At 66.5% G+C, this 8,638-nt stretch carries 6 protein-coding genes; 4 read left to right on the forward strand and 2 right to left on the reverse strand.

Going from position 1 to position 8,638, the window contains the following annotated elements; translation table 11 throughout:
- Positions 1 to 138: 138 nt before the first annotated feature.
- Positions 139 to 1,230: a GGDEF domain-containing protein gene (locus ACI2KK_RS26635; RefSeq protein WP_404671301.1), complete on the forward strand. Its 1,092-nt coding sequence runs from the start codon at positions 139 to 141 to the stop codon at positions 1,228 to 1,230.
- A gap of 115 nt (positions 1,231 to 1,345) precedes the next feature.
- Here ACI2KK_RS26635 and ACI2KK_RS26640 read toward each other — a convergent pair whose 3' ends face one another.
- Together ACI2KK_RS26640 and ACI2KK_RS26645 are read right to left on the reverse strand one after the other, a co-directional pair.
- A complete protein-coding gene (locus ACI2KK_RS26640; protein WP_404671302.1) occupies positions 1,346 to 2,647 on the reverse strand; it encodes an ATP-binding protein in 1,302 nt (433 codons plus the stop codon).
- Between the two features lie 6 nt (positions 2,648 to 2,653).
- Positions 2,654 to 3,355, reverse strand: coding sequence for a response regulator (locus ACI2KK_RS26645; protein ID WP_404671303.1), 702 nt, complete (start codon positions 3,353 to 3,355; stop codon positions 2,654 to 2,656).
- Positions 3,356 to 3,544: 189 nt separating this feature from the next.
- Here ACI2KK_RS26645 and ACI2KK_RS26650 point away from each other — a divergent pair, with 189 nt between their 5' ends.
- The 3 genes from ACI2KK_RS26650 to mobA all read left to right on the forward strand — a co-directional run bounded on the left by ACI2KK_RS26650 (position 3,545) and on the right by mobA (position 8,485).
- Complete coding sequence (locus ACI2KK_RS26650; protein ID WP_404671304.1) at positions 3,545 to 4,714, forward strand: efflux RND transporter periplasmic adaptor subunit; 1,170 nt, start codon at positions 3,545 to 3,547, stop codon at positions 4,712 to 4,714.
- A gap of 11 nt (positions 4,715 to 4,725) precedes the next feature.
- The gene (locus ACI2KK_RS26655) at positions 4,726 to 7,848 is read left to right on the forward strand and encodes a multidrug efflux RND transporter permease subunit (RefSeq protein WP_404671305.1); all 3,123 of its coding nucleotides are present in this window, start codon (positions 4,726 to 4,728) and stop codon (positions 7,846 to 7,848) included.
- Between the two features lie 61 nt (positions 7,849 to 7,909).
- Positions 7,910 to 8,485 (forward strand): molybdenum cofactor guanylyltransferase MobA, encoded by a 576-nt coding sequence (gene mobA, locus ACI2KK_RS26660; protein WP_404671306.1) that lies wholly within the window; start codon positions 7,910 to 7,912, stop codon positions 8,483 to 8,485.
- Positions 8,486 to 8,638 lie beyond the last annotated feature (153 nt).

Here is an 8,638-nt window from a genome sequence, read left to right on the forward strand (position 1 = left end):
CGAACACCGGCATAGCCGGTGCCAGCCACCGCGTCGTCTTTTTCGCGGGTAAACCCGCTCCCACAGGACTGCGTCAACTCCGAGCCCAGTGCCGCTCCTGCAGGCACCGTGTAGATTCAACAATCTAAGGCAGCGCGCATGTACAAGACCCTCGAAGAACACATCCGCCAACAGGTCGCCCCCGCCGCCCTGCGCGCCGAGTTTCGCCAGCACGAGTTCGAGGCCATGCGCCGCTTCTGCCTGCTGGTGTTCTGTATCGGCATCGCCATCTGGCTGGTGTTCGACCTGATCGTCAGTTACCTGGGCGAACAGGACTTCACCTGGCTTTCAGGGGTGTTCATCGCCCTGCTGTGCTGCATCACCGTGGTGCTGGGCTTCACCCGCAAGAGCCACCATTTCGATGTGCTCAACCTGCTGTTCGTGGCAGTGCTTACCCTGGCCATGCGCCTGGTGATCGAGGGCACGCCCATCGCCATCCGCCCGCTGTGGCTGGTGCTGGGGGTGTCCACCGTGCTGTACACCGTGTCGGTGCTGCCGGTGCGGCGCTGGTCGTTCTTCTGCGCCATGGCCATCACCTGGCTGACCCTCAGCCCGTTCTACCACACCCATGTGCAGGTGCTGGAGCTCGAAGGGGCGATGCTGCTCAGCTATGCGCTGTTTCTCAGTGGCCTGGTGATCTACAGCTACCTGCGCCTGCGCCAGGCCAAGCTGCACAATTTCTACCTGACCAAGGTGCTGCTGGAGCAGGCCTATGTCGACGCCCTGACCGAAATCCCCAACCGCCGCTCGTTCATGGCCAAGGCCGAGCGCCAGTTGCAACGGGCCACGCCCGGGCAATACCTGGCGATGATCGACATCGACAATTTCAAGCAGGTCAATGACCGCTTTGGCCACGACATCGGCGATGAGGTGCTCAAGCGGGTGGCGGCGCATATCAAGGCGGCGATGGGGCCGTTCGAGATTGCCCGGCTGGGCGGCGAGGAGTTCGCCATCTTCTTCCACGGGCTGGACCAGGGCGGCGTCGAGTTGCAGGTCGCAGGTTTGTGCCGGCGGGTGCGCGAAGACATTGCCCGCTACCCGGTGACCGTGAGCATCGGGCTGGCCCGGGTGGACAGCGGCGATACCCTGAGCATGGCGCTGGTGCGGGCCGACCAGGCGCTGTATGAGGCCAAGCACAGTGGCAAGGACCGGTTTGTGTTGTGGACTGCGCGGTTGGCAGCGGGCGGTTAGCAGGCCCGGCCCCTTCGCGGGCAAGCCCGCTCCCACATGGGCCCCATGACCTTCAGCCCTGCGCTGTACCTGTGGGAGCGGGCTTGCCCGCGAAGGGGCCGGGCCTGGGGGCCTATCATCCCCCTGCTGGCAAGCGGATGCGAAACTGCGCCCCACCCAGCGCCGACTGCGCCACGGTCAGGGTGCCGCCCTGCCCCTCGATGGCCCGCCGGCTGATCGCCAGCCCCAGCCCGAACCCGCCGGTGTTGCGGTCACGGCTGCGGTCCAGGCGGTAGAACGGCTGGAAGATGCGCTCGCGCTCCTCGGCCGGGATGCCAATACCATCGTCCTCCACCGTCAGCAGGCAGGCGCCGCCCTCCTCCAGCCCCAGGCGCAGCAGCAGGCTCTGGTCGCAATAGCGCATGGCGTTGCGCACCAGGTTCTGCACCGCGCGGGCGGTCAGCCGGGGGTCGAGGACAAAACGCGGCAGCTCGCGCTCACAGCGCACCTCCCACTGGATACCACGGCTGTCCAGCTCCTCGGCAAAAGCACCGAGCACGCTGTCGACCAGCTCCAGCAACGACACCTCGACCCGCTCGCGGCCCTGTTCGGCGTTTTCCAGGCGGCTGTAGGACAGCAGCTCCAGCACCAGTTCATCCAGCTCGCGCACATGCCCTACCAGCTCCAGCAGGCGTTTGCGAGCTGCCTGGGGTACCTCGTCGTATAGCAGCACCAGGCCGAAATCCAGGCGCGTGAGCGGTGTGCGCAGTTCATGGGACACCGCATTGAGCAGCTCGCGCTGCTGGTTGACATGGCGCTCCAGGTCGCCGGCCATGGTGTCGAACACCCCGGCCAGCTCGCCGATGTTCGAGCGCGGTGAAATCTGCGTGCGCTCGCCCATGTTGCCCTGGCCCAGGCGCCGCGCGGTCTCCTTCAGGCGCTCAAGGTCGCGCCAGTGCGGCCACACCCACAGCAGCAGGCAGCCGAGCATGGCCGCGCCGATCAAAACCGTCACGCCCCACGACAGCAGGTTGATGTCCAGTGGGTCGGGCGGTGAATGCAGGCGCACCAGCAAACCATCGCCCAGCGGCGCCAGCACGGTTTCGTAGTAGCCCCAATCAGCGATGCGCACCACGTACAGGCCATGTTCCAGGCGCGCACGCTCCTCTGGCTGCAAATCGGCATCGGCCATGGGTAGCAGCCGCACCTCAAGGGGCGCGAAGGTTGCTGCCAGCTCCTGCTCCACTGCGGGCCACTGCTCTTTGGGGGCCTGGCGGAACTGGCGCACGATCAGCGACTGCACGCCCTTGGCCTGGCCGAGGTTGTAGTTCATGAAGCGCTCGTGAAACGCCCCGACAATGGCGTCGGGGATCAACAGCAAGGCCCCGGCATAGGCGACGATGATCACTAGGTAAAGGCGTACCAGGATCTTCAGCATGGCCGCTCAGAACTCCCACTCGACACGGCTGAACAAGTAGCCCTTGCCCCACACGGTCTTGATCTTGCGCGCTTCGCCGGCGTGGTCGTCGAACTTGCGCCGCAGCTTGGAGATGGCCACGTCCACCGAACGGTCGGTGCCGTTGAACTCGATGCCGCGCAACTGCTGCAGGATGCGGTCGCGGCTCAGCACTTCGCCGGCATTGCGCGCCAGCACCACCAGCAGATTGTACTCGCCACTGGACAGCTCCACCTCCTCGCCACGCCAGCTGACCACCCGCTCGGCCAGGTCGATGCGCAGCCCGCCCACCTGGATCAACGCGGTGTCCAGGCGCGGCTCGTTGATGCTGCTCCGGCGCAGCAAGGTGCGCACCCGGGCCAGCAGCACCCGCGGCTCGCAGGGTTTGGTCACGTAGTCGTCGGCGCCCATCTCCAGCCCCAGCACCTGGTCGTGGCTGTCGTCACGGGCGGTGAGCATGATGATCGGCAGGCTCTGCGAGGCCTGGCGCAGCAGGCGGCAGACCTGCAGGCCGTCGAGCCCGGGCAGCATCAGGTCGAGGATCACCAGGTCCGGCTTGTCCTGGCGAAAGGCGTCCAGCACATGGTCGCCACGGGCGATCACCCGAACGTGGAAGCCATTGCGTTGCAGGTAGCTGGCGATCAGTTCGGACAGCGCGCTGTCGTCTTCGACCAGAAGGATATTGGGCATAGGGGCAACACAAAGGGTTGATGGGAGGCCATGCCCCGCGATGGGGCTGGCACAGGGTTGAAAGGATATAGAATCCTGCAAGCCCGAAGGATTGCCCTTAACACTTTTTCACACACATCCTACAGCTGCTAACAGCCCGCAAGGGCCCGCCTGCCGTAGCATACGCCCGGTCATCATCGGAAGATCCGCATGCCTTTCACACTCCCCCCTCACCTGCGCCGTGTGGCGCTGGTGGCGTTGATCACCCTGCCCCTGGCCGCCTGCGACGATGGCGCCGAGCAGGCAGAACAACAACCCCCGGCCCAGGTGCGGGTAGAAAACCTGCAACTGCAACCGCTGGCCATCAGCACCGAGCTCAGCGGCCGCCTGCTCGCCCCGCGCACCGCCGAGGTACGCGCACGAGTGGCTGGCGTGGTGCTCAAGCGGGTGTACCGCGAAGGCAGCGACGTCAAGCAAGGCGATGTGCTGTTTGTGATCGACCCGGCGCCGTTCAAGGCCGACCTCGACAGCGCCCGCGCCAGCCTGGCCAAGGCCCAGGCCACCCTGTACCAGGCGCGCCTGCAAGAGCAGCGCTACCGCGAGCTGGTGGACGACAAAGCCGTCAGCCGCCAGGAATACGACAACGCCCGGGCCGCGTTCCTTCAGGCCGACGCGGCCGTGGCCGAGGCCAAGGCCGCGCTGGAACGCGCCCGCCTGAACCTCGGCTACGCCACCGTCACCGCCCCGATTGCCGGGCGCATCGGCCGCGCGCTGGTGACCGAAGGCGCGCTGGTGGGCCAGAACGAGACCACGCCGCTGGCAACCATCCAGCAGTTGAACCCGATCCACGCCGACGTCACTCAATCGACCCGCGAGCTCAACGCCCTGCGCCGGGCCATCCGTGCCGGCGAATTGCAACAGGCCGGCGATGGCCAGTTGCAGGCCACCCTGGTGCAGGACGACGGCAGCGCCTACCCGCTGCCCGGCAAGCTGCTGTTCTCGGACATCAGCGTCGACCCGAGCACCAACCAGATCACCCTGCGCAGCGAGTTCCCCAACCCCGACCTCGACCTGCTGCCCGGCAGCTACGTGCGCGTGCGCCTGGCCCAGGCCGTGCAGCCCAAGGGCCTGAGCGTGCCGCAGCGGGCCATCCTGCGCGACAGTGCCGGGGTGCCCAAGGTATTGGTGGTCGACGCCCAGCAGCGGGTGGCCGAGCGCCAGGTCCAGTTGGGCAGTGCCCAGGGCGACCGCTGGGTGGTCAGCGAGGGCCTGGCCGCCGGTGAGCGGGTGGTGGTCGAGGGCCTGCAGCACGTCAAGGCCGGCGACCCGGTGCAGGTCGACGAACAACCGGGCGCTTCGGTCGCCCGCCACGGCCAGTGAGGGCCTGATACATGCCGCAATTTTTCATCGAGCGCCCGGTGTTCGCCTGGGTGGTCGCGTTGTTCATCCTGCTGCTCGGCGGGCTGGCGATCCCGCAGTTGCCGGTGGCCCAGTACCCCGACGTGGCGCCGCCCCAGGTGGAAATCTACGCCGTGTACCCGGGCGCCTCGGCGGCGACCCTGGACGAAAGCGTGGTGAGCATCATCGAGCAGGAGCTCAACGGCGCCGACAACCTGTTGTACTTCGAGTCGCAGAGCAGCCTGGGCAGCGCCACCATCACCGCCAGCTTCCAGCCGGGCACCAATCCTGACCTGGCCCAGGTCGATGTGCAGAACCGCCTGAAAGTGGTCGAGTCGCGCCTGCCGCGTGCGGTCACCCAACAGGGTTTGCAGGTGGAGAAGGTGTCCACCGGCTTTCTGCTGCTGGCCACCCTCACCTCCGAGGATGGCCGCCTGGACGAAATCGCCCTGTCCGATATCCTCGCGCGTAACGTGATGAACGAGATACGCCGGGTCAAGGGCGTGGGCAAGGCCCAGCTGTATGGTTCGGAGCGGGCCATGCGCATCTGGATCGACCCGGCCAAACTTGTCGGTTTCAACCTGACCCCCAACGATGTGGCCGTGGCGATTGCCGCGCAGAACGCCCAGGTGGCGCCTGGCAGCATCGGCGACCTGCCGGCCCGGCCCACCCAGGAGATCACCGCCAACGTGGTGGTCAAGGGCCAGCTGAGCACCCATGAAGAGTTCGCCGCCATCGTGCTGCGGGCCAATGCCGATGGCTCCAGCGTGACCGTCGGCGATGTGGCGCGGGTCGAAGTCGGCGCCCAGGACTACCAGTACGGCACCCGCCTCAACGGCAAGGCCACCAGCGCCTTCAGCGTCAAGCTGTCGCCTGGGGCCAACGCCATGGAAACCGCAGCCCTGGTCAAGGCCAAGCTCAACGAACTGTCGCACTACTTCCCCGAAGGCGTGCGCATCGACATCCCCTACGACACCTCGCCGTTCGTCAAGGTGTCGATCCAGCAGGTGATCAACACCCTGATCGAAGCCATGGTGCTGGTGTTTGCAGTGATGTTCCTGTTCCTGCAGAACCTGCGCTACACCCTGATCCCCACGCTGGTGGTGCCAGTGGCGCTGATGGGCACCCTGGCGGTGATGAGTGCGCTGGGCTTTTCGGTCAACGTGCTGACCCTGTTCGGCATGGTGCTGGCCATCGGCATCCTGGTGGACGATGCCATCGTGGTGGTGGAGAACGTCGAGCGGATCATGGCCGAAGAGGGCCTGCCACCCAAAGAGGCCACGCGCAAGGCCATGGGCCAGATCAGCGGGGCGATCATCGGCATTACCCTGGTGCTGGTGGCGGTGTTCCTGCCGATGGCCTTCATGAAGGGCTCGGTGGGCGTCATCTACCAGCAGTTCTCGGTATCGATGGCGGTGTCGATCCTGTTCTCGGCGTTCCTCGCGCTGAGCCTGACCCCGGCCTTGTGCGCCACCCTGCTCAAGCCGCTGGCCAAGGGCGAGCAGCACGGGCGCAAAGGCTTGTTTGGCGCGTTCAACCGCGGTTTCGAGCGCATGAGCGACGGCTACCAGCGCTGGGTCGGCCATGCCCTGGCCCGCAGCGGCCGCTACCTGCTGCTGTACGCGGCGCTGCTGGGGGTGCTGGGTTATGGTTTCAGCCAGTTGCCCACGGCGTTTCTGCCCACCGAGGACCAGGGCTATACCATCACCGATATCCAGCTGCCGCCGGGCGCCAGCCAGGCGCGCACCATCGAGGTGGCGCGGCAGATCGAGGCGCATAACCGTGATGAGGCAAGCGTTGCCAACACCACGTTGATCCTGGGCTTCAGCTTCTCCGGCAGCGGGCAGAACGCCGCCCTGGCGTTCACCACGCTGAAAGACTGGGCCGAGCGCGGCGCCGACGACAGCGCCCAGGCCATCGCCGACCGCGCCAACCTGGCCTTCAGCGGGCTCAAGGACGCCATCGCCTTTGCCGTGTTGCCACCCCCAGTGGACGGTTTGGGCGAGTCCACGGGCTTTGAGTTCCGCCTGCAGGACCGTGGCGGCATGGGCTACAGCGAACTGATGCAGGCCCGCGACCAGTTGCTTGAGCAGGCGCGCAACAGCAAGGTGCTGGTCAACGTGCGCGAAGCCTCGCTGGCCGAAAGCCCGCAGGTGGTGCTGGAGGTCGACCGCCGCCAGGCCAATGCGCTGGGTGTGTCGTTCGCCGACATTGGCGCGGTGCTGGATACGGCGGTTGGCTCGAACTACGTCAACGACTTCCCCAACCAGGGCCGCATGCAGCGGGTGGTGGTGCAGGCCGAGGGCGAGCGACGCAGCCAGGTCGAAGACCTGTTGAAGATCCACGTGCGCAACGCCAGCGGCAAGATGGTACCGCTGGGCGCCTTCGTCAGCGCCCAGTGGCAGTCGGGCCCGGTGCAACTGACCCGCTACAACGGCTACCCGGCGGTGTCGATCTCCGGCGAGCCGGCGGCGGGCTACAGCTCGGGCGAGGCGATGGCCGAGGTCGAGCGCCTGGTGGCGCAGTTGCCAGGCGGTGCGGGCCTTGAATGGACCGGGTTGTCGCTGCAGGAGCGCCTGTCCGGCAGCCAGGCGCCGCTGTTGATGGCGCTATCGCTGCTGGTGGTGTTCCTGTGCCTGGCGGCGCTGTACGAAAGCTGGTCGATCCCCACTGCGGTGCTGCTGGTGGTGCCGCTGGGGGTGCTGGGCGCGGTGCTGGCGGTGACCCTGCGCGGGCTGCCCAACGATGTGTTCTTCAAGGTCGGCCTGATCACCCTGATCGGCCTGGCGGCGAAGAACGCCATCCTGATCATCGAGTTCGCCAAGGCGCTGGTCGATGACGGCATGGACGCCACTGCAGCGGCCATCCAGGCCGCGCGCCTGCGCCTGCGGCCGATCGTCATGACTTCGCTGGCGTTCATTCTCGGCGTGGTACCGCTGGCCATCGCCAGCGGCGCCAGCTCGGCCAGCCAGCAGGCCATTGGCACCGGGGTGATCGGCGGCATGCTCAGCGCGACCATTGCCGTGGTGTTCGTGCCGGTGTTCTTCGTGGTGGTGATGAAGCTGGCCGGGCGGCGCCAGAGGCAACAAGCCGAGAACCTGGCCAGCGATAGCTGACTGGACAGCGGCGTCGTTGAATGAGAGGGTTCCCGGCATTGACTGCCCGGAACCCTTTTTCATGCCCGCCACCCTGCCCCCCTGCTCCATCCTCATCCTCGCTGGCGGGCGCGGCATGCGCATGGGCGGGCGCGACAAGGGCCTGGTGCCCTGGCGCGGCGAGCCGCTGGTGGCCCATGTGCTGCGGGCGGTGCGCGGGTTGTCGGACGATGTGGTGATTTCCTGCAATCGCAACCTTGAGGCGTATGGCGCCTATGCCGACCAGTTGGTGAGCGATGCCGAGGCGGACTACCCGGGGCCGCTGGCCGGGGTTATTGCCGGGCTGAAAGTGGCGCGGCATGACTGGGTGGTGATGCTGGCCTGCGATGCGCCGTTGGTGGACCAGGCGCTGGTCGAGGGGTTGCTGGCGTTGGCCTGTGAGCATGACAGTGCGGCGATGGTACGCCAGGGGGGGTATTGGCAGCCGATGTTCAGCGTTGTGCCGCGGCGGGCCTTGCCTTTGCTGGAGCAGGCCTGGGGCCAGGGGGAGCGGAGTTTGCAGAAAGCCTTGTTGGCGGGGGCGGTGCAGGGGTTGGAATGTGCTGAGGGGGATTTGCGGTTGGGGAATTTCAATAGTCCGGAGTGGCTTGGGGGGTGAGGGTTCGGGTTCGGGGCTTATGGTGATTGCTTCGGAAGATGTATGCGCATTCATTGACGATAGCGGCTTTTCGTCACCTTTCCGCCCTTACGGCGGCCTACTTTGGTCTTGGCCAAAGTAGGCAAAGCCGCCTGCTCCCATCATCCGGCCCCC

The organism is Pseudomonas sp. NPDC089406 (assembly GCF_044900265.1).
GTDB classification, from domain to species: Bacteria; Pseudomonadota; Gammaproteobacteria; order Pseudomonadales; family Pseudomonadaceae; genus Aquipseudomonas; species Aquipseudomonas fakonensis.

What these genes read in the sequence shown, in the direction of transcription:
- mobA (WP_404671306.1), top strand. Translation starts at nt 7,910, where the DNA reads ATGCCCGCCACCCTGCCCCCCTGCTCCATCCTCATCCTCGCTGGCGGG.
- ACI2KK_RS26640 (WP_404671302.1), bottom strand. Translation starts at nt 2,647, where the DNA reads ATGCTGAAGATCCTGGTACGCCTTTACCTAGTGATCATCGTCGCCTAT.
- ACI2KK_RS26635 (WP_404671301.1), top strand. Translation starts at nt 139, where the DNA reads ATGTACAAGACCCTCGAAGAACACATCCGCCAACAGGTCGCCCCCGCC.
- ACI2KK_RS26655 (WP_404671305.1), top strand. Translation starts at nt 4,726, where the DNA reads ATGCCGCAATTTTTCATCGAGCGCCCGGTGTTCGCCTGGGTGGTCGCG.
- ACI2KK_RS26645 (WP_404671303.1), bottom strand. Translation starts at nt 3,355, where the DNA reads ATGCCCAATATCCTTCTGGTCGAAGACGACAGCGCGCTGTCCGAACTG.
- ACI2KK_RS26650 (WP_404671304.1), top strand. Translation starts at nt 3,545, where the DNA reads ATGCCTTTCACACTCCCCCCTCACCTGCGCCGTGTGGCGCTGGTGGCG.